Source organism: Aquitalea sp. USM4, from assembly GCF_004328945.1.
GTDB lineage: Bacteria > Pseudomonadota > Gammaproteobacteria > Burkholderiales > Chromobacteriaceae > Aquitalea > Aquitalea pelogenes.
In genome coordinates this window covers 1,963,924-1,990,479 of record NZ_CP029539.1, presented here as the reverse complement: position 1 = coordinate 1,990,479, position 26,556 = coordinate 1,963,924, and the positions used below count along the sequence as shown (strand labels likewise).

Below are 26,556 nucleotides of genomic sequence, written 5' to 3'. Positions count from 1 at the left end.
GGCACGGTTGCATTGGACCCGGCAAAGCCGGGCCTTCCGACAAACTGCTTTATTCCGCAGCCTTCCATCTATTCCCAATCCCCCCGCCCTTGCCCTGCCAATTGAAGGGAAGCCTCGCTTTCCTTTCAGGAAGCGAGAGGGGTTTGTGAATAATCGGGATTAGCGGTTTACCACCACCAGAACATGAAGCCCCATGCGGCATCCACCAGCGCCATGCCGGCCAGCAGGCAGGCCAGTACCGGCACGCTGCGCCAGCCAGCCTGCCATTGCCGCACGATGCCGGTGGCCAGCCATAGCGACCAGACATTGGCCAGCAGCAGCAGGCCCAGACGCAAATCATTGGCCCAGCCGGTGGCAACACCCTCGGCCTTGAGCAGGGTGACGGTCAGCGCCGACAGCCCCAGGAACACACCGATACCGGCCAGCGGAATCAGGCTTTGAGCCAGATGATGCAGACGCTGGCTGCGCCATGCTCCGGCGACACGCACCGCACAGGCCAGCGCCAGCAACAGGCCACTGCCCAGCACCAGTGCGGTACCCAGCATGTAGGCGATGATGGCCATGCCATCCAGCCAGGAAAACACGTCGTTGTGGTCCGGATAGTGGGTCAGCAGCCACCACGGCGCATTGGTGTCCAGCGGCCACATGATGTCGTGGTCCACCAGCCATTCGGCGGCGGCCTGCTTCATGTCGACAAACCAGGGGCTGGCCGTCCAGTGAAAACCGCCCATGGCAATGCCCAGCAGGCCGTAGACAATCAACAGCGTCTGCCATGCACTGGCCTCTTTGGCTGCCACCTTCACTACTTCTTCAGCAGGAGAGCGCAGGCTCAGACTGATGGCATCGCGGTGACCGCTGCAACGGCCGCACATATGACAGCCACTGCCGCCCTGCATATGGCGTAGCGGCTGCAGGGGGGCGCAGTCCACCGCCTGGATGCGGATGACGCCGGACTGGCGGGTGGATTCCTGCCAGCGTTGCTCATCCACCTTGTAATGCATGGGTGCCAGTTTGGAGAGCAAGGCAAACACCCCGTTCACCGGGCACAGATGGCGACACCAGGCGCGCTTGCCGCGGGTATACACCAGACCGATGGCGATGGCGGCTACGGTGGAGCCGCCCAGCACCAGCAACGCCGCCTTGGGATACTGGTAAACACTCACCAGCTGGCCGTACAGGGTGGTGAGGGCAAAGGCGACAAAAGGCCAGCCGCCCCAGCGCATCCAGCGTGGAATCGGCCGGCCCAGGCCCTTCTTGGCCGCCCATTCGCTGAGCGCGCCTTCCGGGCAGAGCACGCCGCACCACAGTCGGCCAAACAGCACCATGGACAGCAGCACGAAGGGCCACCAGATGCCCCAGAACACAAACTGGGCAAAGATGGTGAGGTTGTTGACGATGCGGGCACTGTCGTCCGGCAGCGGCAGACAGGCGGGGATGATCAGCAGCGCGGCATACACCAGCACCACCAGCCATTGCAGCAGGCGCAGGGTGGCGGCGTGGTCGCGCAGCCAGTTGCCCACCACGGCCAGCCGGCCATGTCCCAAGGGCGCATGGCTGCCACATCCGCCAGACACGGTGCGCACCAGTTCGGGCCGGCGTCGGTGATCAGACTGCGGTTTCATGCGGACTGACGACGCTTGCGCCAGAAGAACAGGCCGGACACTCCCGCCCAGAACGCCAGATAAGCCAGCAGGCTCATCAGTGCCGGGTGGGCACGGTAGCCGGTGAGCGAAGCCACCACGCCACCAGCCGGGCTCATGTCATCCAGCAGTGCCGAGCTATCCCACAGCGGGTCGATCAGCGCAGGCAGGATTTCCATGGAAATCAGCTTTTCCACCCCGGCCAGGAACAAAGATGCCCCCAGCAGCAACAGCATGATTTCAGTCACGCGGAAGAACAGGCGCCAGGACAACACCTTGCCGCCCAGCTGCAATACATAAAAGGTGAGGAAAGCCAGCGCCAGGCCCATCAAGGCCGCGCCACTCATGTGCAGCAGTGTCTGGCCGTCGGCGCTGCCCAGCATGCCGTACAGGAACACCACGGTTTCGCTGCCCTCGCGGGCCACGGCAATGGCCACCAGCGTGGTGACACCCCACCAGTTGGCAGTGCTGGCATTATCGGCCAGACCGGATTCCAGCTCTTTTTTCAACGTGCGGCCATGCTCGCGCATCCACAACACCATCTGCACGATCAGGCCGGAAGCCATGAACTCCATGACGGTCTGGAACACATCCTGCGAGCCCGCCATCAGGGTGCTGGCAGAAAACAGCGCCACCGCCAGCAATACCGCCAGCGCAATCCCCAGCGCCACCCCACCCCACAGATAGGGTTTCCCGGCACGACCTTGCGGGTTCTGGTTCATCCAGGCATTCAGGATACCCACCACCAGCAAGGCTTCCACGCTTTCGCGCCAGACAATGAACAGCACCTGACCCATTACTTGCGTCCTCTCAAACCAGTCGGCTTACTTGGCGACAATCACGCCTTGTCCGGTAGCCGTATGGAAATCGTCAAAGAATTTGTACTCGCCAGCGCTCAGCGGCAGGATGATCACCGAGGACGTCACGCCCGGTGCCAGCACCTTTTCCTTGCGCAGCTGGGTGCTTTCGAATTCGGCCGGCGTCTTGCCGGTATTGCTCACTTCCAGACGGAACTTGGTATTGACCGGCACTTGCAGGCGGGCCGGCTTGACCACACCGTCCTTCAACTCCAGCTTGAACGTGGGCATGTCATCGGCCAGTGCCGTCATCGACAGCAGAGCTGCCGCCAGAAACATCGCAACTTTCATGTGCAACCTCTGAATGAAAAACAGCGCCAACTTAAAGCAAGTAGCGCTGTTTCTTATGATACTCCAACAGGAATGGTTTGCGTTTAGATTCTCATTCGCACCATGCCTGTTCGGGCAGCGGCTTAGTAGCCACCCTTCTTGCCGATGCCGGCATAGGTAAATTCGTAGTTCACCTCAAACGGCTTGTACCACGGGCCAACGCCGGTTTCCTTGTCCACATGGCGGCCAAAGTGGGCGTGCGGATTTTCCGACGGCGGCAGGATGGTCAGCTTCAGCTTGTACTTGCCCGGGCCTTGCAGCTTCACGTTGTCGCCGTAGTGCGGGCCATCGTTGGCCACCATCGGCATCATGTCGCCCTTGATGCTGCCCTTGCCACCCACCTTGGTCAGCTCGTACTTGACCATCAGGTAAGGCATCCAGGCGCCTTCTTCAAAACCGTTGGGGTTGTTCTTCACTGCATGGATGTCGGCTTCCAGATGCACGTCGGACTCTTCCGCCTTGCGCATCATGCCTTCCGGTTCCATCTTGGTGGGTTGCAGGTAAACCGCACCGATTTCCATGCCGTTCTTGATGGCCGGCTTGCCAATCGGATATTCCTTGGCCGCAGCCACGGCGCTCAGGGTCAGGGCGGCGGAAGCCAGCAAAACGGTGCTGATGGTGGAGCGCATGAGTTACCCTTTATGCAAAGCAGCGGGCAGCGGAAGTCGCTACGGCGGCTGCAGGAGAATGATAATTTTTCGCATTTTATATGCGAATCATTCTCTTTCGCAATCCACCAACTGGCACTCTCCGGGAAAATTATTGATAAATTCCGGAAAAACCCTACTAAGTATGCAGAATTTACAACAGGGTCGCTCCACAACAGAAGCCGGCCTGAGGCCGACGGCTGCTTCAGGCAGGCAAACGCGCCAGACGGCGGCGATACGCGGTGCGAAACAGGCAGCCCAATACCAGAAATACGGCCATGCAACAGGCCAGGCTGAGCGTGCTGCCCCAGACCAGCGGCGCAATCACCCCGGCCACGATGCTGGACAGCATGGTCTGCAAAAAGCCCTGCAAGGACGACACCGTGCCACGCAGCGCCGGAAACTGGTCCATCAGGTTGAGCGTGATGGACGGTGCAGCCAGCGACATGCCGGTGGTGTACAGCGCCAGCGGCAATACCGCCCAGGGCATGGCCGCCTCTGCCACCAGCAGGTTGTAGGCCAGGTTGGCCCCCGCAGCGACAAACATCAGCACATAACCCAGTGTGACGATTTCACGCGCGCTGCGCCGCCCGGCCATCTTGCCGGACAGAAATGCGCCGAACATGATGCCGGACACCGCCGGGCCGAACATCCACAAGAACTGGTCCGGCCGCAAATGCAAATGCTGCATCAGGAAGACCGGCGCCGACGGAATGTACAGGAAGAAGCCGGCAAAATTGCAGGACACCGCCGCTGCCAGCAGCTGGAAATCGCGCTTGCCCAGCACTTCCAGATAGTTGCGCAGCAAGGAGCGCCAGGCCAGCGGGGTACGCAGGTGGGCATGATGGGTTTCATCCAGCGCAAACCAGCTCATCACGAACAGCGCGAGGCCGATCAGCGCCATGAACACGAAAATGGAATGCCAGCCAAAAGCCCCGAACAGCCAGCCCCCCACTACCGGTGCAATGGCCGGGGACAGGGAAAACAGCATGGTTACCTGCGACATCAGCCGCTGCGCCGCCGCGCCGTCCAGCTTGTCGCGGATGATGGCCCGCCCCACCACCAGCCCGGCTCCACCACACAAACCCTGCAAGCCACGGCACAGCAGCAGCCAGCCCAGCGACGGTGCCAGCGCACAACCCAGCGAAGCCAGACTGAACAGCAAGGTGGTGACCAGCACCACCGGACGACGGCCGACGGCGTCGGAAATCGAACCATGCCACAGCATCATCACCGCATAGCACAGCAGATAAACCGTCAGCGCCTGTTGCATCTGCAAGGGCGTTGCCGACAGCGAATGGCCAATGGCCTGCATGGCCGGCAGGAAAGTATCAATCGAGAAGGGGCCGAGGGTGGACAGGGCCGCCAGCAACATGGCCAAGCCAAAATGGCTGCGCGCGGAATGCGACATGAAAATCCGATCAAGGGCGGAGGGGGCGGCACATGTTACCGCCGGGTGCCGGCAAAAGCCAAACCCTTGGCGCGGTGCGCCTGCTGAGCGAGAATGCGCCGCGCAGAAAAGCGGTAACACCGGATGTCATTGCCGCTACACAAAGAAAAAGTTTTCTGTCTAAGATGGAAGTCACTGCCCGGCCAGGCCGGTGTGGCAGCCCTTCATCCCACCCCACCAGAACCAAAAGGGAGACCCACCATGATCCGTCTGTATCACAACCCGCGCTGCTCCAAATCGCGCGAGGCGCTGGCCCTGCTGCAAGAAGCCGGGGCCGAAGTGGAAGTCATCGAATACCTGAAACACCCGCCTACCGCAGCCGAGCTGGACCACATCCTCACCCTGCTGCAGCTGGAACCGCGTGACCTGCTACGCACCAAGGAAGAGGAATACGAAACCCTCTGTCTGGACGACATCACGCTGGAGCGGGACTCGCTGATTGAAACCATGGTGGATAACCCCATGCTGATCGAGCGCCCCATTGCCGTCAGCGACACCATGGCCGTGCTTGGCCGTCCGCCGGAAAAGGTATTGGCCTTGTTGCAACACTGACAGCATCAGCACCGCGCATCCTGCTGCGCACCCCACTCTACGCCAGGCCCTTGCCTGGCGTTGTCATGTCTGCACGACAGTGCACGGTAGTGAAATTACTTTGATACAAATAATCACTTGAAAAATAGTAACGTGTGTTACTAAAATGCCGGGATGAACAAATCATTCCATCATCTGGAACAGGCTGTGGACCGGATAGAAGCCCGCTTCCCCGGTGTGCCGCGTCAGGAAGTCATCCTTACGCGGTTGTACTACCACATCCTGCCGCGCCTGACCTGTCATCTGAATGAGGACATGAAGGAATACGGCCTGAACGAATCGCTGTGGATGTCCTTGCTGGCCATGTACTCCTGCCCGCATCAGACTTTGTTTCCGTCTGACATCAGCGACACGCTGGATTCCTCGCGCACCAACGCCACCCGCATCGTGGACGAACTGGTACGCAACGGCTGGGCCACGCGGATTCCCTGTGAGGAAGACCGCCGCAAGATAGGCCTGGAACTGACCGCTGCCGGGCTGGAGCTGGTGGAAAAACTGCTGCCGGTTTCCCGCGCCAGTCATCGCGCGCTGTGGCAGGACTTTGATCAGGAAGAAATGCAGTTGATGGAACAGCTGATGCGCAAGCTGTTGGCCAAACTGGGTGGATAAGCAGGGCAGCCGCCCTGTTTTTTGCCCAAATAATAACGTGCGTGACTATCACTTCACTAAGCATCACGATGGAATCTGGAGACCCACAAGGTGAATAAACCCAATTGGCAGCAGACTGCCGGCGTGTTGATGCTGACCGCCATGCTGGGCGGTTGCGCCAGCTTCGGCGAGGAAAACAACCCGGCCACACCGCTGACGGCCAGCCAGCTGCAGCTGAACCCTGCCCGTGCGGGCAGCCAGGTGCACGCCGGCTGGTGGCAACAACTGGTCGACCCGCAGCTGGACCAGCTCATCCGCACCGCGTTACAACAATCTCCCAGCCTGAAAGTGGCGGATGCCCGCCTGCGTGAGGCACGCAGTGCCATCGGCATGGCCGAAAGCAAGGACGGCCTGCAAGTGGCCGCCAATGCCAGCGTCGACCGCGAACGCTACTCGCTGTACGGCCTGCTTCCCGCCCCCATCGGCGGCAATTACTACGACGTTTACACCCTGTCGCTGGGTGCCAGCTGGGAAATCGACTTCTGGGGCAAGAACCGCGCCGCGGTACAGGCTGCCATTGGCAATCAGCAGGCTGTGGCGCTGGAAGCCCAGCAAGCGCGCCTGACCCTGACCCAGGCGGTGATTGCGCAATACACCGAACTGCAACGCATTACGGCCCAGGCCAGGCTGCTCAAGGCCCGCCAGCAACTGGCACAAAGCCAGCTGGCGCTGACCCGTGCCCGTGTCAACGCCGGCCTGCTGCCGGGCGACAGCCTGCGTCAGGCAGAAATCCGCCTCAAGCAACTGAGCCAGCAGGACAGCGCACTGGCCGACCAGGCCGACCACGCCCGTCATGCACTGGCAGCCTTGAGCGGCCAGCCGCCGCACGCCCTGGATGGCTTGCAGCCACCGGCATTGAAACCGGCCCCTGCCATGCCCGATGCCGCGCTCACCCTGGACATGCTCAGCCAGCGGCCGGACATCGTGGCCCAGCGCGCCCGCGTGGAAGCGATGAATGCGTCGGTCAAGGCAGCCAAAGCCGAGTTCTACCCCAATGTGTCGCTGTCGGCCTTCATCGGCCAGTCGGCACTGGAAACGGGTGACCTGTTCAAGGCTGGTTCCAAGGTGGTGGGCATCACCCCGGCCATTCACCTGCCCATTTTCACTGCCGGTGCCTTGCAGGCCAATCTGGCCTCCACCCGCGCCCGCTACGATATCGCGGTGGAAAACTACAACCAGACCGTACTGTTTGCCCTGCGCGATGCCGCCGACAGCCTGTCTACCTGGCAAAAAACCGCCAGCCAGCTGTCTGATGCCCACCAGGCCACCCAGCTGAGCCGCAAGGCATCCGACAGCACCGTACTGCGCTTCAAGGCCGGGCTGGTGGACAAGCTGGCCGTGCTGCAAGCCGAAGAGGCCGACCTGAACCAGCAAGCCGGCAAGGTCGACGCCACCGCCGCCAACCGCATGGCCTGGGCCAATCTGAACACTGCACTGGGCGGGGGCTTCGCCACCAGTGAAACCACCCAACAAGCCCGCTAAGGACACCCATCATGGATAAGCAGATCGAGACGGCGAAAAGCCGCAAACGCAACCTTTTTGTTGCCACCGGCCTGATTGCCGCGCTGGCCATCGGCTACGGTGTCTACTGGGGACTGGTGCTCAGCCATCAGGAAAGCACCGATGACGCCTATGTGGCCGGACACATGGTACAGCTGACCCCGGAAGTGGCAGGCACTGTGGTGAAGATCAGCGCCGAAGACACCGACCGCGTCAACAGCGGCCAGACCGTGGTGGCGTTTGACAACAGCGATGCCAAGCTGGCGTTTGAACGCGCCCGCAATGAATTCGTGCAAACCGTGCGCGAAACCCGCCAGTTGATGACCAGCACCCAGCAGCTGGCCGCCCAGGTGGCACAGCGTGAAGCCGAGCTGGGCCGCGCCCAGTCCGACCTCAAGCGCCGCGAAACCCTGGCCGGTACCGACGCCATGTCGGCCGAAGAACTGGGCCACGCCCGTGATGCGGTGAAAACCGCCCAGGCCGCGCTGGACGCCGCCCGCGAGCAGGCCAAGGCCACCAATGCGCTGGTGGGCAAGGATGTGCTGGCCAAACAGCCGAATGTACAGCGCGCAGCCAGCAAGCTGAAAGAAGCCTGGCTGGCCCTGCAGCGTACCGAGGTGAAGGCGCCGGTATCCGGCTATGTGGCCCGTCGCAATGTGCAGGTGGGCCAGCGCGTGGCCACCGGTACGCCGCTGATGGTGGTGGTGCCGCTGGACAGCGTATGGGTGGATGCCAACTTCAAGGAAGTACAGCTGGCCAAGATCCGCATCGGCCAGGACGTGGAACTGACTGCCGACGTGTACGGCAGCAAGGTGAGCTATCACGGCAAGGTGCAAGGCCTGTCGGCCGGTACTGGCAGCGCCTTCTCGCTGTTGCCGGCGCAGAACGCCACCGGCAACTGGATCAAGGTGGTACAGCGTGTGCCGGTACGCATCCAGCTGGACCCGAAGCAGCTGAAGGAACACCCGCTGCGCGTCGGCCTGTCGGTGGATGCCGTGGTGGACACCAGCAAGCAGGATGGCCCGACGCTGGCGCAAAGCGCACGTGACAACCCGGTGCAGGAAACCCGCGCCCTCACCCCGGACCTGAAACAGGCAGACGATCTGGTCGCCAGCCTGCTGGCCGCCAACGCCCAGTAATTCCCGGCATGCAGCAGCGGCGTCTGTCATGCCGCTGCCGCTGCCGTCTTGAGGACTTTCCCTGATGAATCATCCACCACTGACCGGCTCGCGCCTGGTGTGGATCACGCTGGCGCTGTCGATGTCGGTGTTCATGCAAGTGCTGGACACCACCATTGCCAACGTCGCGTTGCCCACCATTTCCGGCAATCTGGGCGCGGCCACCAGCCAGGGCACCTGGGTCATTACCTCGTTCGGCGTGGCCAACGCCATTGCCGTACCGCTGACCGGCTGGCTGGCCAAGCAGATTGGCGAAGTGAAGCTGTTCACCATTTCCACCCTGTTGTTCGTGCTCACCTCCTGGATGTGCGGCATGGCCAACAGCCTGGAAATGCTCATCCTGTTCCGCGTGCTGCAAGGTGCGGTAGCCGGGCCGATGATTCCGCTGTCGCAAAGCCTGCTGATGGCCTGCTATCCACCCGCCAAGAAGGGGCTGGCGCTGGCGCTATGGGCGATGACGGTGATTGTGGCCCCGGTATTCGGCCCGATTCTGGGCGGGGTGATCAGCGACAACTGGCACTGGGGCTGGATTTTCTTCATCAACGTCCCGGTGGGGCTGGCAGCTGCCTTCATCAGCTGGAAAATCCTCAAACAGCGGGAAAGCGACATCATCAACCTGCCCATCGACAAGCTGGGCCTGGCCTTGCTGGTGGTGGGCGTGGGTGCGCTGCAGATGATGCTGGACCGCGGCAAGGAGCTGGACTGGTTCAACTCCACCGAAATCGTGGTGCTGGCCATTGTCTCGGCCGTATCGCTGATCTATCTGGTGATCTGGGAGCTGGGTGAAGAGCACCCCATTGTCGACCTCACCCTGTTTGCCAAACGCAATTTCACCGTGGGCACCGTGGCCATCAGCCTGGGCTTCATGCTGTATTTCGGCGCGGTGGTGCTACTGCCCTTGATGCTGCAAACCCAGATGGGCTACACCGCCACCTGGGCAGGCCTCGCGGCTGCGCCCATCGGCATCCTGCCGGTATTCCTGTCGCCCATCATCGGCAAGAATGCACACCGGCTGGACATGCGCTGGCTGGTCACCATCAGCTTCAGCGTCTATGCCGCCTGCTTTTTCTGGCGCAGCACCTTCAACCCGGAAATGGACTTTGCCTACGTGGTGTGGCCGCAGTTCATCCAGGGCATCGGCGTGGCCTGCTTCTTCATGCCGCTGACCACCATCACCCTGTCCGGCCTGCGTCCGAACCAGATTGCCAGCGCCTCCAGCCTGTCCAACTTCCTGCGTATTCTGGCCGGCAGTATCGGCACCTCCATCACCACCACGCTGTGGGACCGACGCGAAGCCCTGCACCACGCCCAGCTCACCCAGCATGTGACGCTGTACGATCAGGCCAGCCTGCTGTGGTTCCGCCTGCTGGAGAGCACCGGCATGTCCACCAGCCAGCAACAGGCCTACACCGCCATGCAGATTACCCGTCAGGGCTCGCTGATTGGTGTGAACGAGGTGTTCTGGCTGTTCGGCATCATGTTTGTCGCGCTGATTGCACTGGTATGGTTTGCCCGACCACCGTTCACCTCCAGCGGTGCGGCCGACAGCGGCGCGCATTAACAGCCGGAATGCAGCACCAAAGCCCGCGCATGCGGGCTTTTTCTTGTATTCACGGCTGACCGGCTAATCCACCCGGCAGCGCAATTTCCCGTCGGCATTGTTGGCGCACAGCCGGATGTTGCCATCCTGATCCAGCACCAGTATTTCCGGCCCCAGCCACAGGTAATCCGGCTTGGGGACAGCACGGAGCTGGAAGCTGTCGGCACGGGCATTGCCATCCTGCGCGCCGAATGCCAGCTGGTAATGCGTGGTTTCGCTGACCGGCAATGGCGGCCAATGGCCCGAACCCTGCGTGTAACGACCATGCTGGCTGCGCCATTGCGCCATGAAATGGCTGGCCCGCAACAAGGCCACCCGGGCCTCGGCCTGCCGTACCTTCACCACATGGTCGCGCATCAGCGGAACCGCCAGCACCAACAGCAGCGATAGCAAGGCCAGTGCCATCAATAGCTCGATCAGACTGAAACCCCGTTTGCGCCGACTCATGGCAGTAGCCTCCATGACAGTCGCCGCCACGGACGCTCCTGCCCGCCCGCTGGCTCCAGCAGGACATGGCTTTGCAGCGTGACCACGCTACCGGCCTGTTTTCCCCAGCCACGCGCGGTGACACGGAATAACAGCCCGCTGCCATCCGGGGCGGGGTAACGCGGGTCAAGCAACTCGATCAGATAGTGCGGGTCGGCCCAATACCATGGCCCGGGAGCCACGCCCGGACAGTAATGGCCACTGGATTGCGGTTGCAATGCCACACGCCGGGCAGCGCCACAGGGATGAAGCAGCTCCAGGCCGGCGGTATCGCGCTGTTGCCACGGTGCCGGATATGCCTGACCGGCCAGCGCGGCGGACAAGCACAAACCCTGCTGCCAGGGCGGCGGATTGCGCGGCTGGCGGCAAGTCAGGGTAAAGGGAGAAGTCGGCCCATTCAGTTCCACCGCCGGCATTGTGCCCAGCCGTGCCAGCTGCGGCAGACCGGGCAAGGCGGCCTCTCCCGCTTGCAAGGCGGTTTCTGCCAGACGGAAGGCCAGCTGTGCATCATCCAGATTGCTGCCTATACGCTGTTCATCACGCAACAAGCGCCCGACGCCAAGCGTGACAACGGTCAGCATCATCAGCCATAACAAGGCCGCCAGCAGCACCACTCCACGCTGTTTCAGATGGTGCCGGCTCAACATGCGGCCCCCATGCGGCTGGCCAGCTGCATCTGGTATGCGGGCAAGCTGCCACCTTGCATGGTCAGTTGTACCGTCCACCACCAGCGTCGCAGCCCGTTGGCACAGTCAGTTGCTGGCCTCGCCTGCACTATCAGGCCGGCAAGGTCATCGCTCAGACGCTGTGGCGGGTCATTATCCAACTGCCACCACAGGCTGCCGGGTGACTGCCAGTCATAACGCAGCTGACGCAGGGGCTGCAGCTCCAGCGACAACAGGTGATGACGTTTCAGGTTTTGCCACACCGGGTGATGTGGCGGCAGCCGCAGCCATACCGTTTCGCCCTCGGTTTCCAGCCAGGCTTGCTCCCCCAGCACCAGCCGGTCGATATGGTGGCAACTGCTCAATAACAAGGCTTGCCCCGGCAGCCATGGCGGAGGTGCTTGCAGCAGGCGCAACGCCGGCCTGCCCGCCTCGGCAACAACGGGCATGACAGCCACTCCCGCGTCGGCATAGCGCAGCGCCAGACTGCCATCCTCTGGCAGTGGCATGGCAGGCTCCTGCCCGGCAGGCCACTGGGCCGGACCGGCACAGCCAAAACTCCCGGCCATGCGGATGTCCCGCCCCAGCTGCTGCAAGACAAAGCGGGCTTCCTGCTGGGCATCCAGCTGGTTCAGCGCAAAACGCTGGCTATGCAAGCTTTCTTGCAGCACCGGCAACAGCAAGGCGCATAACAGCAGGCCCAGCGTCATGCTCAGCAGCAGTTCCAGCAAGGAGAACCCACGCATGACGCTCACAGCGGCTAATCCACGGGCAACTGCCAGCGCTGCCCGGAGGCAAGGGTCAGATGCAGCCACAACTGTGCAGGAGCAGCACAGTCCGCAGCCGCAACGGGAAGCCCGCCGGGTTCACGGCACGAGAGATCGAGCAGGGGGGATTGATCCGGCCACATAGTTTGAACCGTCCGTTGCAAGGCCTCCGTGGCGACAGTCTCCAATGGCCCGGCCTTGCCCTGCCGGACGGTTTCCAGCTGTCGTGCCTCGGCCAGATTGCTGGCAGCCAGCAGCAGACGGCTGGCGGCATCGCTGCCCCGCACCTGCTGCAGGCTGTTGGCCACCATGGCGGATAGCGGCAGCAAGGCGAAGGACAGGATGAACAAGGTCAGCAGCACTTCCAGTAAGCTGAAGCCAGCAGGCTTTCCGCGCAATTCAGACACAGCAGCCCTCCTGACGGCACCACTGCGCCCGTCCGCCTGCTTGCAGTTGCAAGCGGTGGCACTGCCCCTGGCTGGTGCGCACTTCGAAATACGGCAGCTGCCCTGCCATCAGCCTGCCCGCAGGCGAGAATGCAAAGGCATGCTGACTGGCACGTACCTGAATGCTGCTGGCAGAAAACAGCGCGTGGTGGAGCCGCTCGCCGCTGTCGTAGCGGCCATTGGCCTGTTCCGGGCTATCGGCAAACACCAGCACGCCCTCGCTCCAGTCCTGCCAGCTGCTCTTGCGTTCCGGCTGGCAGCCCTGGATGTCCAGGTTGACCTTGCTGTTGAGCGCGCACACCCACACCGGGCGATTGGCACGAATGGCCTCGCTGCGCGCCAGTAACAGGCTGGCATGCAGTAACTGGCTGCGGGCCTGCAATTGCAGGCTGGCCATCACACCTTGCATGACCGGCAGCCCCTGGGTCAGCAGAATCATGCTGACCACCATCACCACCAGCATTTCAAACAGGGTAAAACCAGCATGCGGGCAATCACGCAGCTTGGCTTGCGACATGGAGCCACCTCCGGACCTTGACTGGAGTAACAGCACATGGTCGCGGGGATTGCTGCGGCAGGCTGCCAGCAGGCTCTGGTATTACATTTGAATAGTCTGGCCCTACCCCTGGCTTTGCCATGACAAAGGCAAAGAAAAAGCCACCGGCATGGGTGGCTTTGGCTGAAGGATTGAAGATGATGAAGTGCTGAAGCTTAGTGGGCGGCTTCCCAGCTGTTGCCGGCACCCACTTCCGCCAGCAGCGGCACCTTGAGTTGCGCTACGCCTGCCATGATTTGCGGCAGCTGCTGTTTCACCAGTTCCAGCTCGGTATCCGGCACTTCCAGCACCAGTTCATCGTGTACCTGCATGATCAGCAAGCTGGACGGTCCTTGTGCATCCAGCGCATTCTTCAATATAAAAATCTCAAATATTATTATCCTGTTTCCGCAACACATCAGCAGTTATAAGCAGCACTAACAATAAACATAGCCACAAATCACAAAAACGTTACTCCTCCACTTTGATGATGATTCATCAACCATGATGACCTTATCCATCCTGAAAGTACTTAATCGAATCATAGCTATCTATAATCTCAATTACCTTTTTATTGTTTTTGTACTTAACCAGCAATACATTCCTTTGTATTTTTGCTTTTTTGCAATATTTATGGATTTCAAACTCAATCCTATCCTTATGCAAACTTGACAACCCAGCATCCCACTCTCCTGCAAAGTGCTCGCACATCTCTGCATTTTTTATAAAATCAGTGACATCACGCTTTAATCCCCCTCCAAACGTGGCACACGGGAAAATTATTAAAACCACTAGCAGTTTAACCAATTTAATTATCGCCGCTTCTTGGCAAAGTGGGGTTGAGAGATTTTAATTGGGATGCCGAAACCAGTTTCGACACCCCCTAATCCTGCTGACACTGATTGCTCCAATCACTGACAACGATATCCTTCAGCTCTTCACCCTTCACGAATACCGACAGACATTGGCCGCTCTTGTCTTGGTATTGAAGGATACAGACGCCTATATCCATGGCACAAGAGTAGACCTCCTTATACCCAGCATGGTACAGAACCCTGTCCACTCCCATCAATGTACTTGGGTCTGTATTGTTGAGCGGTTTCCATCCATGTGCTATCACTGCCTTCCGAGCTGGCTTGAATGGCTGATCTTTCCTAAGGAAGGTATCTGCCTGATCGGCAGCCTTGGCTGACAAGCTTGTCATCATTAGCAAGGTCATAATCAGCATGATAAATACCAGATAGCCATTAAATCCACTTCACTTACCAGCCTGCACAAGGCTACTTTACCGTTATTTCAAACTCATTAGAAGCCGGGATAAAAATATTAAAGTTAATCTGATGCAATGTGCAAACCAAGGTCATATTCGGATGAATATATCCAACATTATAGATAACAATAATTTGGTTTTTTTTGAATAAATGCAGATCTCCTCCTCCGTCATTTTCAATCTTGTCATACCCATTGGCGCGGCCAATAAATTGTTCTGAAGAATACCCCCTCTTCTCCCAGCATGCTGCCGAAGCTCCCTCTCGCTCATATCGTAAATTTATTTCGGCATAAATTTCATTTTCACTTCTGTACAAATACCTGGCAGATTTAACAGAAAAATACGAAATAAATAACCAAAATATTGTATATACAATGACAAATGTGATGAGTATTTTTTTCCACCCAACTATTGCAGTGAGAAATCTAAAAAGTCCCATGCCGTTTTACCTATTGAAAGTCGATACGACATCGCATCCCAAGTTTTCAAATGATTTATATTTATTACTTCATTTACATCAGGATCATTTGGCAATGGTACGCGCCGTCCCTTCGGGTTAAATCTACCACCAGCCAGCGCAACTGCATCTGATGCGTCATCATCTTTTCCATACGTTAAATTAATCCATACATTAGCATCTCCTATCGGTTTTTCTTTATATATGTCAGCGAATGTTTTTACAATTAGACCTGTCCCAACAGGGTCTAACGTGATGAGCAATTCAACACTATATCCCCAGTCACTTAGTTTTTTTGAAAGCCATATGCCGTTCCAGCCACCAAGGCTATGCCCGATAATAATAATTTTTTGTGACTTTGTTTTTATTAGTGGTAGGATGTTTGTTCTGATTCTATCATCGCCATATATTTCATAATATCCAAAGTAAGTCCTTTCAGGATCAGCTAAAACCTCCCCTTCTTTTATTTTTCCTCCATATCTTTTCATGAAATAGTGAACGACATCCAATATATTTTGATTGGCGCCCATTGGATTCTGCGGATATTCGCCAAGGATAAATGGCCTTTTATCCCCCGCTCCGCCAATGAAAAGAACAATGGCTTTAGGGAGCTTTACCGGAACGTGTTTTATGCTGGTATCGCTGCTAGGCGTTAGCTTACGCGTGGCAACCAGCGTCATGGTTCTTCCGGTAACGGGGTGTTTGACTGTTTTCATTGTTTTTGCCTAAATGTAAATTTCTACATCTGTATCAGAATCATGGATTAACACATCGGTGCAACCAAAGGCATCCGTTGTTCCACAAGTTGTTTTGCCATCTTTGATGATCATATATTCCGTATTGGCTAATGTGCTTCCCGTTGATTCACAATACAGGCGATAACGATCATTGAAATTCAATAGCGTTGTGCCCGCCGCGCATGCAGATGCCCTTAACGGCTCGCCCCAAGCACTGCTATCTCCTTCGGTAATGATTACTTCCCAAGCCGTTGATGTATTCATTAGCTTTTGCGGCTTCGGGCACTGGCATATTAAATAATCACCATTTAAAGCCAGCTTATACCCATGAATATTATCCGGGGCATGGCTAGGCCTAGGGCCGACACATCGAATAACGCCCATCGACTTGCACACATTGCACCATCCTTTCAGCCCATCGGCGGTAGGTTCTTTACCGTCAATATAGGCTTTATCATGGCCGATACCTTCCCGGACTTGTCCACCGCCGGTGATGGGGTCGCCTTGCAGGCACACATATCGGATCTGTGGCATTTTTAATCCGCCTTGAAATAATCAACCAGAAACCCTTCTGGTATTTTTCCACCTTCCCGAATGACGCATGACATCACGGCGTGCGGTGTGCTAATAACGACATCGCCATTGCTAAGCCGGCTACCCAGGATGGCCACACTTGAATAAGAACCGTCTTTATTTTTCAAACTCATTGCGCGCCCGGCCCCTGAAATAATTTCCGTCTCGCGTCCATCGGTGTAAACGACTTTGTCGCCAACCGCTGCAATAAACCGCCCTGCGCAGAAAACGCCACGACCTTTTGCGACCACCGTTCCACCATCTCGGGTTTTGGCTCCGTCGGTGATATAAAAAAACTGCGCGATAATCGGCTTTTTTTGCTCTTCCGCATACGCCTGCATTTGTTTTTCAATTTCGGCACGTGCGTTTTCCGACATTTAACTGAGTTCTTCTTGCGTGAAGCTGTACATACTGAGTCCTTATTTATTTAAAAATTTCTCGGTCTTCTTGCTTTGTTGCCTTGGCAAGAGCGCCTTATTTCTTCACACACTACCTGTGACGGTAGGACGCTTATATGCCAAGGAGGTAGCATCAGCACATGGTCGCGAGGATTGCTGCGGCAGGCTGCCAGCAGACTCTGGTATTACATTTGAATAGTCTGGCCATGCCCCTGGCTTTGCCATGACAAAGGCAAAGAAAAAGCCACCCGCATGGGTGGCTTTGGCTGAAGGATTGAAGATGATGAAGTGCTGAAGCTTAGTGGGCGGCTTCCCAGCTGCTACCGGCACCCACTTCCGCCAGCAGTGGCACCTTGAGTTGCGCCACACCTGCCATGATTTGCGGCAGCTGCTGTTTCACCAGTTCCAGCTCGGCGTCCGGCACTTCCAGCACCAGTTCATCGTGTACCTGCATGATCAGCAGGCTGGAAAGCTTTTGTGCATCCAGCCAGTGCTGCACGGCAATCATCGCCAGCTTGATCAGGTCGGCGGCGGTGCCTTGCATCGGCGCATTGATGGCGGCACGTTCGGCCCCGGCGCGGCGGGCCGGGTTGGATAGCTTGATTTCCGGCAGATACAGGCGACGGCCGAATACGGTTTCCACATAGCCCTGTTCGCGCGCGGTTTCGCGAGTGCGCTGCATGTAATCGGCCACACCGGGGTAGCGCATGAAGTAGCGGTCGATGTATTGCTGGGCGGCGCTACGTTCGATGTCCAGCTGGGCCGCGAGGCCAAAGGCGCTCATGCCGTAGATCAGGCCGAAGTTGATGGCCTTGGCTGCGCGGCGCTGATCGCTCGTCACCTGCTCCAGTGTCACGCCGAATACTTCGGCAGCCGTGGCCTTGTGAATGTCCTCGCCACTGGCAAAGGCGGCCAGCATGCCTTCGTCGTCGGACAAGTGCGCCATGATGCGCAGTTCAATCTGCGAATAGTCGGCACTGACAATGCTGTGGCCCGGCTTGGCGATGAAAGCCTCGCGCACGCGGCGGCCTTCGGCGGTACGTACCGGGATATTTTGCAGGTTCGGGTCCGAGCTGGCCAAGCGCCCGGTAATGGCTACTGCCTGTGAGTAATTGGTATGCACCCGGCCGGTGTCCGGGTTGATCAGCGTGGGCAGCTTGTCGGTATAGGTGGACTTGAGCTTGGTCAGGCTGCGGTATTGCAGGATGCACTTGGGCAACGGGTAATCCAGCGCCAGCGCTTCCAGTACCGATTCATCGGTGGAGAAACCACCGGACGGCGTTTTCTTGATGCCCTTGGTGGGAATGCCCAGCTTGCCGAACAGGATTTCCTGCAGCTGCTTGGGGGAATTCAGATTGAAGGGCTGGCCGGCCAGTTCATAGGCCTGGCTTTCCAGCTGCAGCATCTGCGTGCCCAGTTGATGGCTCTGCGCTGCCAGCTGGTCGCGGTCGATCAGCACGCCGTTGCGCTCCATGCGGAACAGCACTTCGGCCACCGGCAGTTCGATGTCGCGGTAGATTTTGCCAAGTTTGTCGGTCAGTTGCGGGGCAAAGTACTGGTTCAGCCGCAGGGTGATGTCGGCATCTTCCGCCGCGTAATTGGCGGCAATTTCGATATCCACTTCGCCAAAACCGATCTGCTTGGCCCCCTTGCCGCAGATGTCTTCATAGCTGACCGTGGTTTCACCCAGATGGCGTGTGGCCAGGTCGTCCATATTGTGGCGCTGGTGGCTTTCCAGCACATAGGAGGCCAGCATGGAGTCATCCACCACCCCAGCAAGCTGGATACCGTGGTTGGCAAACACGTGGCGGTCGTATTTCAGGTTCTGACCGCATTTGGGCTTGCTGGCGTCTTCCAGCCAGGGTTTGAGCCGGGCCAGTACTTCATCCAGCGCCAGTTGCAGCGGTGCACCGGCATAGTGGTGACCCAGCGGCAGGTAGGCGGCCTCACCAGCTTTCAGGGCGAAGCTGATGCCGACAATGCGCGCCTGCATCTGGTCAAGGCTGGTGGTTTCGGTGTCCAGCGACACCAGCGCACCGCTATTTAGCTTGTCCAGCCAGCCTTGCAGTGCGGCCTCATCCAGAATGGTGTGGTAATGGCGGGAGATGGCGCTCACTGGCGGGGCAACCGGTGCCGGTGCGGCATCGGCCATGGCAAACATATCGTCAGTCTGGCCAACACTGGCCGCAGGCGCATCGACCGAGGCCGGGCTGCTGACCGGCGCATCTTCGCCTTCGGTCACTTCGCGGTAGAAGGTACGGAAGCCGTGGTCCTTGAACAGCTCGGCCAGGCGCGGACGGTCTTTCACGCCGTGCTGCAGGCTGTTGAGGCCGTAGGGCATGTCCTGCTGCAAATCGACATCGCACTTGATGGTGATCAGCTGATGGCCGCGCGGCAGCCAGTCCAGCGCGGCGCGCAGGTTTTCGCCCACCTTGCCGCCCACCTTGTCGGCATTGGCGATGATGTTGTCCAGCGTGCCGTATTCTTCCAGCCACTTGACGGCGGTTTTGGGGCCGCACTTGTCCACGCCGGGGACGTTGTCCACCTTGTCGCCTATCAGGGTGAGGTAGTCGATGATGCGTTCCGGCGGCACGCCGAACTTCTCTTTCACCCCGGCCTGGTCCAGGTTTTCATTGGTCATGGTGTTCACCAGCGACACCATGGGCGTCACCAGTTGGGCCATGTCCTTGTCGCCGGTGGAGATGATGACCTTGAAGCCGGCCGCCTCGCCCATCTTTGCCAGCGTACCGATGACATCGTCCGCTTCCACCCCCTCCACCATCAGCATCGGCCAGCCCGAAGCTTGCACCACCTCGTGCACCGGCTTAATCTGTGCGGCCAGCTCTTCCGGCATGGAAGGCCGGTTGGCCTTGTATTCCGGATACAGCTCATCGCGGAAAGTCTTGCCTTTAGCGTCGAAAACGCAGGCGCTATAATCGAACTGCACCTCTTTCTCCAGGCGGCGCAGCATGTTGACCATGCCGTATACCGCACCGGTGGGCCGGCCATCCGGAGAACGCAAATCGGGCATCGCATGGAAGGCGCGATACAGGTAAGAAGAGCCGTCGATCAATAACAATGTTTTCATAGAAAAGGGGGCAAATGATGAGCTTGTCCGATAAATTGCCGCAGACCAGTGATCGTTACGACAAGATGCAGCGCTTCCGCTCGCGCGAGGCGTGGCATGTGATGAAGATCATGTCGGAGTTTGTCGACTCCGCCGAAGAACTGCAAGGTATCACACCGGCAGTCAGCATCTTCGGCAGCGCCCGTACCCCGCGTGACCACCGCTATTATAAGCTGACCGAAGAGGTTGCCCGTCTTCTTTCTGATTCCGGCTTTTCTGTCATTTCCGGCGGTGGCCCCGGCATCATGGAAGCCGCCAACAAGGGCGCGTTTTATGGCAAAAGCCCGTCGGTGGCGCTGAATATCGTGCTGCCGCACGAACAGAAGCCCAACGAATACCAGGACCTGTCCGTCAAGTTCAACCACTTCTTCAGCCGCAAGGTGATGTTCGTCAAGCATGCCATTGCCTATGTGGTGATGCCGGGCGGCTTTGGCACGCTGGACGAGATGTTCGAGGCGCTGACGCTGATCCAGACCGGCAAGAGCCGCAAGATCCCCATCATCCTGTGCTGTAGTGATTTCTGGATCGGTCTGATCGACTGGGTGAAAAATCATCTGGTAAAAGAAGGTATGATCAACCCGGAGGACGTGGACCTGATCCAGCTGATCGACGAACCCGGCCAGATTGTGGAAACCATCTTCAAGCACTACGAAACCCGCGGCTTCGAGGCCTTGCCGGAAGAACGCGAAAAACTGCTCAACCTATAACACCTTCACCAAGGACCCATCCACATGCGCCGCTCTCTCGCCCTGCTGGCCTTGCTGCCCCTGTCCGCAGCCTGGGCCGAAACACCGCCGGCCCCCGCCACGGTACCGCCCCCGCCCACCATCTCGCAGGATGCTGCCGGGGTGGCAGAGCCGGAAGTGCGCATCATCCAGCGTGGTGATGAAAAGATCGAGGAATACCGCCTCAACGGCCAGCTCTACATGGTGAAGGTGACGCCGTCCATCGGCTTCCCCTATTACCTGATGGATGAAGAGGGCAACGGCAACATGAAGCAGGTGGACCCGAATCGCCGCATCAATATCCCGCAATGGGTTCTCAAGCGCTTCTGAGGAACAGGAATGTCGGTTTACACCACCGTCAGCGATGACATGATGCAAGGCTGGCTGAGCCGCTATGCGCTCGGCCAGCTGGTCGAACTCAAAGGCATTGCCGCTGGCGTCACCAATACCAATTACTTTGTCACCACCACCCATGGCCGTTACGTTCTCACCATCTTTGAAACCCTGAAGCTGGAAGAACTGCCCTACTACCTGACCCTGATGAGCCACCTGGCCCGTCACGGCGTGGCCTGTCCGGCCCCGGTGGCAGACAATACCGACCAGTTTGCCTCGCTCTTGGCCGGCAAGCCGGCCTGTCTGGTGAGCTGCCTGTCCGGCGCCGACATCAGCCAGCCCAATGCAGCACAGTGTCACGCCGTGGGCGAAATGCTGGCGCAAATGCATGTGGCCAGTGCCACCTTCCCGCGCAAGATGCGCAACCCGCGCGGCCCGCGCTGGTGGAGCGCTACCGCTGCCGCCATGTATCCCTACATGGACGAAGCCGATGCCGCCAGCCTGCGCGAAGAAGTGCAATTCCAGGACAGCCACCGCTTTGATCACCTGCCCAGCGGCGTGATTCACGCCGATCTGTTCAAGGACAATGTGCTGATGGACGGTGACAAGATTGCCGGTTTCATCGACTTCTACTACGCCTGCAACGACATCCTGCTGTACGACGTGGCGATTGCCCTGAATGACTGGACCCGTCTGGAAGACGGCAGCATAGATGCACAACTGGCAGCCGCCTTCCTGGCAGGTTACCAGTCGGTCCGCCCCCTGACGGCGGAAGAGAAAAAGGCCTGGCCGGTGATGCTGCGTGCCGCAGCACTGCGCTTCTGGACTTCGCGCCTGCTCGACCTCTATCAGCCGATGGATGGCGAACTGACCTACACCAAGGACCCCAAGGTGTTCCAGCGTCTGGTGGAAGCCCATCGCCAGCGCAGCGATTTCTGGCTGTAAACCGGTACTGTCACATCCATCACAGGCTGCCTTGTGCAGCCTGTTTTTGCTTCAGCCCTGATTGAACACCGTCATGCCGCGCGTTTGCCCCTTGTCCTTGTGGGTGATGCGGTACAGCGTGCGGTGCAAGGTGGGCAGCGGTGCCAGCACCGCGACAATCTGCCCGCTGTCCAGCAACTCCTGCACCACGTGCAAGGACAGGCAGCTCACCCCCAGCCCGGCGGCCACCGCCCGTTTGATGGCTTCCGAGTGCCCCATGTCCATTACCTCGCCAAAGCTGCCCACATGTGGCAGCAGCAAGCGCTCCACTTCTTCGCGTGTGCCGGAGCCGCGTTCGCGCAATACCCACTGTGCCTGTGCCAGTTGCGCCAGGCTGACCGCGCCTTGCGCCAGCGGGTGACTGGTGGCGGCAAACACCAGCAGGGTGTCGTCCTGCCAGGGTTCCACCACGATATCCGGGTGATGACACGGCCCTTCGATAAAACCCATGTCCACCTTGAAACCGGCCACTGCATCGACAATATCCGCAGTATTGGCCACCATCAGCTCCACCCTGGCCTGGGGATGCTGCTGGCGGAAACGGGCGATCTGCTGCGGCAGCAGATAGTTGCCAATGGTGGTGCTGGCCCCCAGCCGCAGATGCATGGCGGCATGGTCATCAAACAGATGCTGCATGTCCTGTGCCGCATCCAGCATGGTGCGGGCGCGTGGCAGCAGCAGGCGGCCATGCTCGTTCAGCAGCAGCCTGCGGCCGATGCGGTCGAACAGGGCAACGCCCAGGCCGGCCTCCAGCGCTGCCAGCGCCTGACTGGCGGCGGATTGCGTCAGCGCAATCGCCCCGGCTGCTGCCGTGACCGTACCCGCTTCGGCAATGGCGACAAACACTTCCAGTTCACGCAGGCTCAAACGTAATGCCATGACCGCTTTCCGTGCCGGGCCAGCGGGCACAAGGTGCCGTTGGCCGTTATATATTAATAATTCTAATTATGTGTAGAAATTTTATCCGTTTTTCAACTTCATTGCTGGCGCGTATGGTGAGGACATCAGGGCAAGCGCCCTCACCGGAACACCATCATGACTTCCCTTGCACAAAAAATACCGGGTCTGCTGCTGGTACTGCTGCTGGCCGTGCTGGCACAATTTGCCGCAGGCTTGCCACTGTTCAGTCAACTGGGGCTGTCCGCCCTCACCATCGCCATTGTCGGCGGCATGCTGCTGGGCAATACGCTGTACCCGCGTCTGGCCACACATGGCCACCATGGCGTCACGTTTGCCAAGGGGCAGATCCTGCGGCTGGGCATCATCCTGTTCGGCTTCAAGCTGACGTTTCAGGACATTGCCGCCGTTGGCATCAGCGGCATCCTGATTGATGCCTGTGTGCTGAGTTCCACCTTTGCGCTGGCTTACTGGCTGGGGCGTCGCAAGCTGGGGCTGGACGAGCAAAGCGTCATCCTGATTGGCGCGGGCAGCTCGATTTGCGGTGCTGCCGCCATTCTGGCCACCGAGCCGGTGGTGAAAGCCCATGCCGAAAAAGTAGCGGTGGCGGTGGCTACCGTGGTGGTATTCGGCACGCTGGCGATGTTTCTCTATCCGCTGCTGTTTGCGCTGACGCAGGCTTTGGGCGTGTCCGAATTTGCCTACGGTGTGTTTACCGGCTCCACCGTGCACGAGGTAGCCCAGGCGGTAGCGGCCGGGCGGGCGGTGAGCGAGCAGGCAGCCAATAGCGCAGTGATTACCAAGATGATCCGGGTGATGATGCTGGCACCGTTTCTGTTGATCCTGTCGGCCTGGCTGGGCCGTCGCCATCAGGCCGGCAGCAAGGAGGCGCGCCGCATCACCATTCCGTGGTTTGCGCTGGGTTTTCTCGCCATGGCCGGTTTCAACTCGCTGCACTGGCTGCCGCAAGCCTGGGTCGCCCAGCTGATTGCACTGGATAATCTGCTGCTGGCCATGGCCATGGGCGCACTGGGCCTCACCACCCACTTTTCCGCCATCCGCCGCGCCGGAAGCAAACCCATGCTGCTGGCCAGCGCGCTGTTTGGCTGGCTGCTGGTCGGCGGCACGCTGATCAACAGTGGCATCAGCTATCTGTTACACCAGCTGTGAAACACGACATGCAATGAAAAACCGCCCGGAACCGGGCGGCTTTTCAGGCTGCGGACAACGTTATGTGGTGCGATTGTACTGGACCCGGCAAAGCCGGGCCTTTCGACTAAATCATCGATTTCACAGCCTTGCCGTCTATTCCCTATCCCCTCACCCTTTCCCTGAAAGGGAGCCTCGCTGTCCTTGCAGGCAGCGAGAGGAAGAATCGAAAAACCGCCCGGAACCGGGCGGTTTTTCTATGGCTGACGGGTAATCAGCACGGGCACTTTTTCATCGACTTGCCACCATAACGCTCGGACTGGCAGTGGGCGAAAAAGTCCTCGCGGCTCATCACCGGCGCGTTGGGGCTGAATCGGCGGCGACTGGCAACGTATTTGTCGTAGTCCTTCACCCCCACCATCAGCCGCGCCGCTTCGGTCAGCTGACGCAACCACTCAGACATTGGCTTCTCCCTGACGGTAAGCCGCCGGCACTTCCTTGGTTGTGACCCACTTCACGGCCAGCGCCTTGCGGATGACATTGACGGAGAACACCAGCATGGCCACCACCACGGCAATGAACATGGCGGTCAGCGTGGCATCCACATAATCATTGAAGATGATCTGGTGCATCTGTGCCAGGTTTTTCGCCGGAGCCAGCGACTCACCCTTGGCCGCAGCCGCGGAGAACTTGTCGGCATGGGCGAGGAAGCTGATCTTGGGGCTGCTGTGGAACAGCTTCTGCCAGCCGGCCACCAGGGTGACAATCAGCAGCCACAGGGTAGGCACGGCAGTCACCCACACATAGCGCAGCTTCTGCATCTTGATCAGCACCACGGTGGCCAGGATCAGCGCAATGCCGGCCAGCATCTGGTTGGCAATGCCGAACAGCGGCCACAAGGTGTTGATGCCGCCCAGCGGATCCACCACGCCCTGATACAGGAAGTAGCCCCAGCCGGCCACGGCCAGGCCGGTGGCAATCAGGTTGGCACCCCAGGATTCGGTATTGGCCATCGGCTTGATGAAGATGCCCAGCAGGTCCTGGATCATGAAGCGCAGCACGCGGGTACCGGCGTCGATGGTGGTGAGGATGAACAACGCTTCAAACAGGATGGCAAAGTGGTACCAGAAGGCCATCATGGTTTTGCCGCCGATCACGCCGGACAGGATGTGCGCCATGCCCACCGCCAGTGTCGGAGCGCCACCAGCACGCGACAGGATGGTGGCTTCGCCCACATCCTTGGCCATTTGCGTCAGCACATCCGGGGTAATAACAAAGCCCCAGCCGGAAATCACCTGCGCCGCATCCACCGCGGTCTTGCCGATAACGGCGGCCGGGCTGTTCATGGCGAAGTACACGCCCGGGTCCAGCACGCAGGCGGCAATCAGCGCCATGATGGCGACAAAGCTTTCCATCAGCATGGCACCGTAGCCGATGGCGCGGGCGTGGGTTTCGTTCTCGATCAGCTTGGGCGTGGTGCCAGAAGATACCAGCGCATGGAAGCCGGAAACCGCACCGCAGGCGATGGTGATGAACAGGAAGGGGAACAGGTTGCCGGCGAATACCGGGCCAGTGCCGTCAATGAACTTGGTCAGCGCCGGCATGTGCAGGTTGGGTGCCACCACCAGGATGCCGATGGCCAGACCGACGATGGTGCCGATCTTGAGGAAGGTGGACAGATAGTCACGCGGTGCCAGCAGCAGCCATACCGGCAGTACCGAGGCAATGAAGCCGTAGCCGATCAGGATCCACGCCAGCGTGGTGCCCTGGAAGGTGAACAGCGGTGCCAGCGTCGGGCTGTGTGCCACATCGCCACCGTAGACAATGGCCAGCATCAGCAGGATGAAGCCGATGACTGAAATCTCGCCGATCTTGCCCGGACGGATGAAGCGGGTATACACCCCCATGAACAGGGCAATCGGAATGGTGCAGGCAATGGTGAAGGTGCCCCACGGGCTGCCGGCCAGCGCCTTGACCACCACCAGCGCCAGTACCGCCAGCAGGATGATCATGATCATCAGGATGCCGATGGAGGCAATCACGCCGGGAATGGGGCCCAGCTCCAGGCGGATGATTTCGCCCAGCGACTTGCCGTCGCGGCGCATGGACAGGAACAGCACCAGGAAGTCCTGTACCGCACCGGCCAGCATCACGCCGACCAGAATCCACAATGTACCCGGCAGATAACCCATCTGCGCGGCCAGCACCGGGCCCACCAGCGGACCGGCACCGGCAATGGCGGCAAAGTGGTGGCCGAACACCACCCATTTGTTGGTCGGCACGTAATCCAGGCCGTCATTATGCTTCTCGGCCGGGGTCAGACGGCGCGGGTCCAGCTCCAGCACCTTGTCGGCAATGAAACGGCTGTAGAAACGATAAGCGATGGAGTACACCGACACGGCAGCCACCACCAGCCAGATGGCATTGACCGGCTCTCCCCGGTTCAATGCCACCACGGCAAAGGCGATGGCGCCCGCCAGGGCGACGGCAATCCAGATTGCCCATTCCTTTAAGCGTTGCATGTGATTTTCTCTGTCCTTGAATTAATCATGGGCCGACATCAAGG

29 protein-coding genes are annotated in these 26,556 nt (G+C 59.2%); 9 read left to right on the top strand and 20 right to left on the bottom strand.

The genetic code is table 11. From position 1 onward, the window contains the following. Positions 1-167: 167 nt before the first annotated feature. The 5 genes from DKK66_RS09390 to DKK66_RS09370 all read right to left on the bottom strand — a co-directional run bounded on the left by DKK66_RS09390 (position 168) and on the right by DKK66_RS09370 (position 4,885). Positions 168-1,622, bottom strand: a complete 1,455-nt coding sequence (locus DKK66_RS09390) for a 4Fe-4S binding protein (protein WP_131357414.1) — start codon at positions 1,620-1,622, stop codon at positions 168-170. Beyond that, the gene (locus DKK66_RS09385; protein WP_131357411.1) at positions 1,619-2,437 is read right to left on the bottom strand and encodes an FTR1 family protein; all 819 of its coding nucleotides are present in this window, start codon (positions 2,435-2,437) and stop codon (positions 1,619-1,621) included. Before DKK66_RS09385 ends, DKK66_RS09390 begins: the two co-directional genes overlap by 4 nt. Before the next feature lie 27 nt (positions 2,438-2,464). Next, entirely contained in the window at positions 2,465-2,788 is a 324-nt protein-coding gene (locus DKK66_RS09380; protein ID WP_062787314.1) for a cupredoxin domain-containing protein, read from the bottom strand. Positions 2,789-2,910: 122 nt separating this feature from the next. Beyond that, positions 2,911-3,456: an iron transporter gene (locus DKK66_RS09375; protein WP_045847747.1), complete on the bottom strand. Its 546-nt coding sequence runs from the start codon at positions 3,454-3,456 to the stop codon at positions 2,911-2,913. Between the two features lie 223 nt (positions 3,457-3,679). Then, on the bottom strand, positions 3,680-4,885 hold the full coding sequence (locus tag DKK66_RS09370) for a multidrug effflux MFS transporter (protein WP_045847746.1): 1,206 nt from the start codon (positions 4,883-4,885) through the stop codon (positions 3,680-3,682). Positions 4,886-5,125: 240 nt separating this feature from the next. Here DKK66_RS09370 and arsC point away from each other — a divergent pair, with 240 nt between their 5' ends. The 5 genes from arsC to DKK66_RS09345 all read left to right on the top strand — a co-directional run bounded on the left by arsC (position 5,126) and on the right by DKK66_RS09345 (position 10,402). Then, positions 5,126-5,476 carry an arsenate reductase (glutaredoxin) gene (gene arsC, locus DKK66_RS09365; RefSeq protein ID WP_045847745.1) on the top strand — a complete coding sequence of 117 codons (351 nt, stop codon included), beginning with the start codon at positions 5,126-5,128 and terminating at the stop codon, positions 5,474-5,476. Positions 5,477-5,629: 153 nt separating this feature from the next. Then, entirely contained in the window at positions 5,630-6,124 is a 495-nt protein-coding gene (locus DKK66_RS09360) for a MarR family transcriptional regulator (protein WP_045847744.1), read from the top strand. Positions 6,125-6,214: 90 nt separating this feature from the next. Further along, entirely contained in the window at positions 6,215-7,645 is a 1,431-nt protein-coding gene (locus DKK66_RS09355; protein WP_242673599.1) for an efflux transporter outer membrane subunit, read from the top strand. An 11-nt stretch (positions 7,646-7,656) separates the two neighbouring features. Then, positions 7,657-8,802 (top strand): HlyD family efflux transporter periplasmic adaptor subunit, encoded by a 1,146-nt coding sequence (locus tag DKK66_RS09350; protein WP_062787320.1) that lies wholly within the window; start codon positions 7,657-7,659, stop codon positions 8,800-8,802. Positions 8,803-8,866: 64 nt separating this feature from the next. Next, on the top strand, positions 8,867-10,402 hold the full coding sequence (locus DKK66_RS09345; protein ID WP_062787325.1) for a DHA2 family efflux MFS transporter permease subunit: 1,536 nt from the start codon (positions 8,867-8,869) through the stop codon (positions 10,400-10,402). Positions 10,403-10,465: 63 nt separating this feature from the next. Here DKK66_RS09345 and DKK66_RS09340 read toward each other — a convergent pair whose 3' ends face one another. From DKK66_RS09340 to polA, 12 genes are all read right to left on the bottom strand, one after another. Further along, positions 10,466-10,888 (bottom strand): type IV pilin protein, encoded by a 423-nt coding sequence (locus tag DKK66_RS09340; protein WP_165494142.1) that lies wholly within the window; start codon positions 10,886-10,888, stop codon positions 10,466-10,468. Further along, positions 10,885-11,574 carry a pilus assembly protein PilX gene (locus tag DKK66_RS09335; protein WP_131357408.1) on the bottom strand — a complete coding sequence of 230 codons (690 nt, stop codon included), beginning with the start codon at positions 11,572-11,574 and terminating at the stop codon, positions 10,885-10,887. The genes DKK66_RS09340 and DKK66_RS09335 overlap by 4 nt, the downstream gene beginning before the upstream one ends. After that, entirely contained in the window at positions 11,568-12,347 is a 780-nt protein-coding gene (locus tag DKK66_RS09330) for a PilW family protein (RefSeq protein WP_131357405.1), read from the bottom strand. The genes DKK66_RS09335 and DKK66_RS09330 overlap by 7 nt, the downstream gene beginning before the upstream one ends. Before the next feature lie 5 nt (positions 12,348-12,352). Continuing rightward, positions 12,353-12,766 (bottom strand): prepilin-type N-terminal cleavage/methylation domain-containing protein, encoded by a 414-nt coding sequence (locus DKK66_RS09325; protein ID WP_165494141.1) that lies wholly within the window; start codon positions 12,764-12,766, stop codon positions 12,353-12,355. Beyond that, a complete protein-coding gene (locus tag DKK66_RS09320) occupies positions 12,759-13,322 on the bottom strand; it encodes a GspH/FimT family pseudopilin (RefSeq protein ID WP_131360931.1) in 564 nt (187 codons plus the stop codon). Before DKK66_RS09320 ends, DKK66_RS09325 begins: the two co-directional genes overlap by 8 nt. A gap of 194 nt (positions 13,323-13,516) precedes the next feature. Beyond that, the gene (locus DKK66_RS09315) at positions 13,517-13,717 is read right to left on the bottom strand and encodes a DNA polymerase (RefSeq protein ID WP_242673598.1); all 201 of its coding nucleotides are present in this window, start codon (positions 13,715-13,717) and stop codon (positions 13,517-13,519) included. Between the two features lie 506 nt (positions 13,718-14,223). Beyond that, entirely contained in the window at positions 14,224-14,568 is a 345-nt protein-coding gene (locus DKK66_RS09310; RefSeq protein WP_131357399.1) for a hypothetical protein, read from the bottom strand. Between the two features lie 52 nt (positions 14,569-14,620). Then, entirely contained in the window at positions 14,621-15,049 is a 429-nt protein-coding gene (locus DKK66_RS09305) for a hypothetical protein (RefSeq protein WP_131357396.1), read from the bottom strand. Then, on the bottom strand, positions 15,019-15,747 hold the full coding sequence (locus DKK66_RS09300; RefSeq protein WP_131357393.1) for a hypothetical protein: 729 nt from the start codon (positions 15,745-15,747) through the stop codon (positions 15,019-15,021). Before DKK66_RS09300 ends, DKK66_RS09305 begins: the two co-directional genes overlap by 31 nt. Positions 15,748-15,792: 45 nt before the next feature. Next, positions 15,793-16,338, bottom strand: coding sequence for a hypothetical protein (locus DKK66_RS09295; RefSeq protein WP_131357390.1), 546 nt, complete (start codon positions 16,336-16,338; stop codon positions 15,793-15,795). A 2-nt stretch (positions 16,339-16,340) separates the two neighbouring features. Beyond that, on the bottom strand, positions 16,341-16,754 hold the full coding sequence (locus DKK66_RS09290; RefSeq protein WP_131357387.1) for a PAAR domain-containing protein: 414 nt from the start codon (positions 16,752-16,754) through the stop codon (positions 16,341-16,343). Positions 16,755-17,073: 319 nt separating this feature from the next. Beyond that, positions 17,074-19,863: a DNA polymerase I gene (gene polA / locus DKK66_RS09285; protein ID WP_131357384.1), complete on the bottom strand. Its 2,790-nt coding sequence runs from the start codon at positions 19,861-19,863 to the stop codon at positions 17,074-17,076. A 17-nt stretch (positions 19,864-19,880) separates the two neighbouring features. Between polA and DKK66_RS09280 the strand changes: the two genes are divergently transcribed. Genes DKK66_RS09280 through thrB form a run of 3 tightly spaced genes read left to right on the top strand, consistent with a single transcriptional unit; the run spans position 19,881 to position 21,905 of the window. Further along, the gene (locus DKK66_RS09280) at positions 19,881-20,609 is read left to right on the top strand and encodes a TIGR00730 family Rossman fold protein (protein WP_045847807.1); all 729 of its coding nucleotides are present in this window, start codon (positions 19,881-19,883) and stop codon (positions 20,607-20,609) included. Positions 20,610-20,633: 24 nt separating this feature from the next. Next, positions 20,634-20,957 carry a DUF2782 domain-containing protein gene (locus DKK66_RS09275; protein ID WP_045847732.1) on the top strand — a complete coding sequence of 108 codons (324 nt, stop codon included), beginning with the start codon at positions 20,634-20,636 and terminating at the stop codon, positions 20,955-20,957. A 9-nt stretch (positions 20,958-20,966) separates the two neighbouring features. Continuing rightward, positions 20,967-21,905: a homoserine kinase gene (thrB, locus tag DKK66_RS09270; protein WP_131357381.1), complete on the top strand. Its 939-nt coding sequence runs from the start codon at positions 20,967-20,969 to the stop codon at positions 21,903-21,905. A gap of 51 nt (positions 21,906-21,956) precedes the next feature. Here thrB and DKK66_RS09265 read toward each other — a convergent pair whose 3' ends face one another. Continuing rightward, complete coding sequence (locus DKK66_RS09265) at positions 21,957-22,823, bottom strand: LysR family transcriptional regulator (protein WP_131357377.1); 867 nt, start codon at positions 22,821-22,823, stop codon at positions 21,957-21,959. Positions 22,824-22,979: 156 nt separating this feature from the next. Here DKK66_RS09265 and DKK66_RS09260 point away from each other — a divergent pair, with 156 nt between their 5' ends. Then, positions 22,980-24,011, top strand: a complete 1,032-nt coding sequence (locus DKK66_RS09260; protein ID WP_131357374.1) for a YeiH family protein — start codon at positions 22,980-22,982, stop codon at positions 24,009-24,011. A gap of 253 nt (positions 24,012-24,264) precedes the next feature. Here DKK66_RS09260 and DKK66_RS09255 read toward each other — a convergent pair whose 3' ends face one another. Then, positions 24,265-24,453, bottom strand: a complete 189-nt coding sequence (locus DKK66_RS09255; RefSeq protein WP_045847728.1) for a YbdD/YjiX family protein — start codon at positions 24,451-24,453, stop codon at positions 24,265-24,267. Next, positions 24,446-26,512: a carbon starvation CstA family protein gene (locus DKK66_RS09250; protein WP_131357371.1), complete on the bottom strand. Its 2,067-nt coding sequence runs from the start codon at positions 26,510-26,512 to the stop codon at positions 24,446-24,448. The genes DKK66_RS09255 and DKK66_RS09250 overlap by 8 nt, the downstream gene beginning before the upstream one ends. Positions 26,513-26,556: the final 44 nt, after the last annotated feature.

Bases quoted from the DNA above. Each gene is read 5' to 3' on its own strand.
- DKK66_RS09390 (WP_131357414.1), bottom strand. From the start codon at position 1,622: ATGAAACCGCAGTCTGATCACCGACGCCGGCCCGAACTGGTGCGCACC.
- DKK66_RS09385 (WP_131357411.1), bottom strand. From the start codon at position 2,437: ATGGGTCAGGTGCTGTTCATTGTCTGGCGCGAAAGCGTGGAAGCCTTG.
- DKK66_RS09380 (WP_062787314.1), bottom strand. From the start codon at position 2,788: ATGAAAGTTGCGATGTTTCTGGCGGCAGCTCTGCTGTCGATGACGGCA.
- DKK66_RS09375 (WP_045847747.1), bottom strand. From the start codon at position 3,456: ATGCGCTCCACCATCAGCACCGTTTTGCTGGCTTCCGCCGCCCTGACC.
- DKK66_RS09370 (WP_045847746.1), bottom strand. From the start codon at position 4,885: ATGTCGCATTCCGCGCGCAGCCATTTTGGCTTGGCCATGTTGCTGGCG.
- arsC (WP_045847745.1), top strand. From the start codon at position 5,126: ATGATCCGTCTGTATCACAACCCGCGCTGCTCCAAATCGCGCGAGGCG.
- DKK66_RS09360 (WP_045847744.1), top strand. From the start codon at position 5,630: ATGAACAAATCATTCCATCATCTGGAACAGGCTGTGGACCGGATAGAA.
- DKK66_RS09350 (WP_062787320.1), top strand. From the start codon at position 7,657: ATGGATAAGCAGATCGAGACGGCGAAAAGCCGCAAACGCAACCTTTTT.
- DKK66_RS09345 (WP_062787325.1), top strand. From the start codon at position 8,867: ATGAATCATCCACCACTGACCGGCTCGCGCCTGGTGTGGATCACGCTG.
- DKK66_RS09340 (WP_165494142.1), bottom strand. From the start codon at position 10,888: ATGAGTCGGCGCAAACGGGGTTTCAGTCTGATCGAGCTATTGATGGCA.
- DKK66_RS09335 (WP_131357408.1), bottom strand. From the start codon at position 11,574: ATGTTGAGCCGGCACCATCTGAAACAGCGTGGAGTGGTGCTGCTGGCG.
- DKK66_RS09320 (WP_131360931.1), bottom strand. From the start codon at position 13,322: ATGTCGCAAGCCAAGCTGCGTGATTGCCCGCATGCTGGTTTTACCCTG.
- DKK66_RS09310 (WP_131357399.1), bottom strand. From the start codon at position 14,568: ATGCTGATTATGACCTTGCTAATGATGACAAGCTTGTCAGCCAAGGCT.
- DKK66_RS09305 (WP_131357396.1), bottom strand. From the start codon at position 15,049: ATGGGACTTTTTAGATTTCTCACTGCAATAGTTGGGTGGAAAAAAATA.
- DKK66_RS09300 (WP_131357393.1), bottom strand. From the start codon at position 15,747: ATGACGCTGGTTGCCACGCGTAAGCTAACGCCTAGCAGCGATACCAGC.
- DKK66_RS09295 (WP_131357390.1), bottom strand. From the start codon at position 16,338: ATGCCACAGATCCGATATGTGTGCCTGCAAGGCGACCCCATCACCGGC.
- DKK66_RS09290 (WP_131357387.1), bottom strand. From the start codon at position 16,754: ATGTCGGAAAACGCACGTGCCGAAATTGAAAAACAAATGCAGGCGTAT.
- polA (WP_131357384.1), bottom strand. From the start codon at position 19,863: ATGAAAACATTGTTATTGATCGACGGCTCTTCTTACCTGTATCGCGCC.
- DKK66_RS09280 (WP_045847807.1), top strand. From the start codon at position 19,881: ATGAGCTTGTCCGATAAATTGCCGCAGACCAGTGATCGTTACGACAAG.
- DKK66_RS09275 (WP_045847732.1), top strand. From the start codon at position 20,634: ATGCGCCGCTCTCTCGCCCTGCTGGCCTTGCTGCCCCTGTCCGCAGCC.
- thrB (WP_131357381.1), top strand. From the start codon at position 20,967: ATGTCGGTTTACACCACCGTCAGCGATGACATGATGCAAGGCTGGCTG.
- DKK66_RS09265 (WP_131357377.1), bottom strand. From the start codon at position 22,823: ATGGCATTACGTTTGAGCCTGCGTGAACTGGAAGTGTTTGTCGCCATT.
- DKK66_RS09260 (WP_131357374.1), top strand. From the start codon at position 22,980: ATGACTTCCCTTGCACAAAAAATACCGGGTCTGCTGCTGGTACTGCTG.
- DKK66_RS09255 (WP_045847728.1), bottom strand. From the start codon at position 24,453: ATGTCTGAGTGGTTGCGTCAGCTGACCGAAGCGGCGCGGCTGATGGTG.
- DKK66_RS09250 (WP_131357371.1), bottom strand. From the start codon at position 26,512: ATGCAACGCTTAAAGGAATGGGCAATCTGGATTGCCGTCGCCCTGGCG.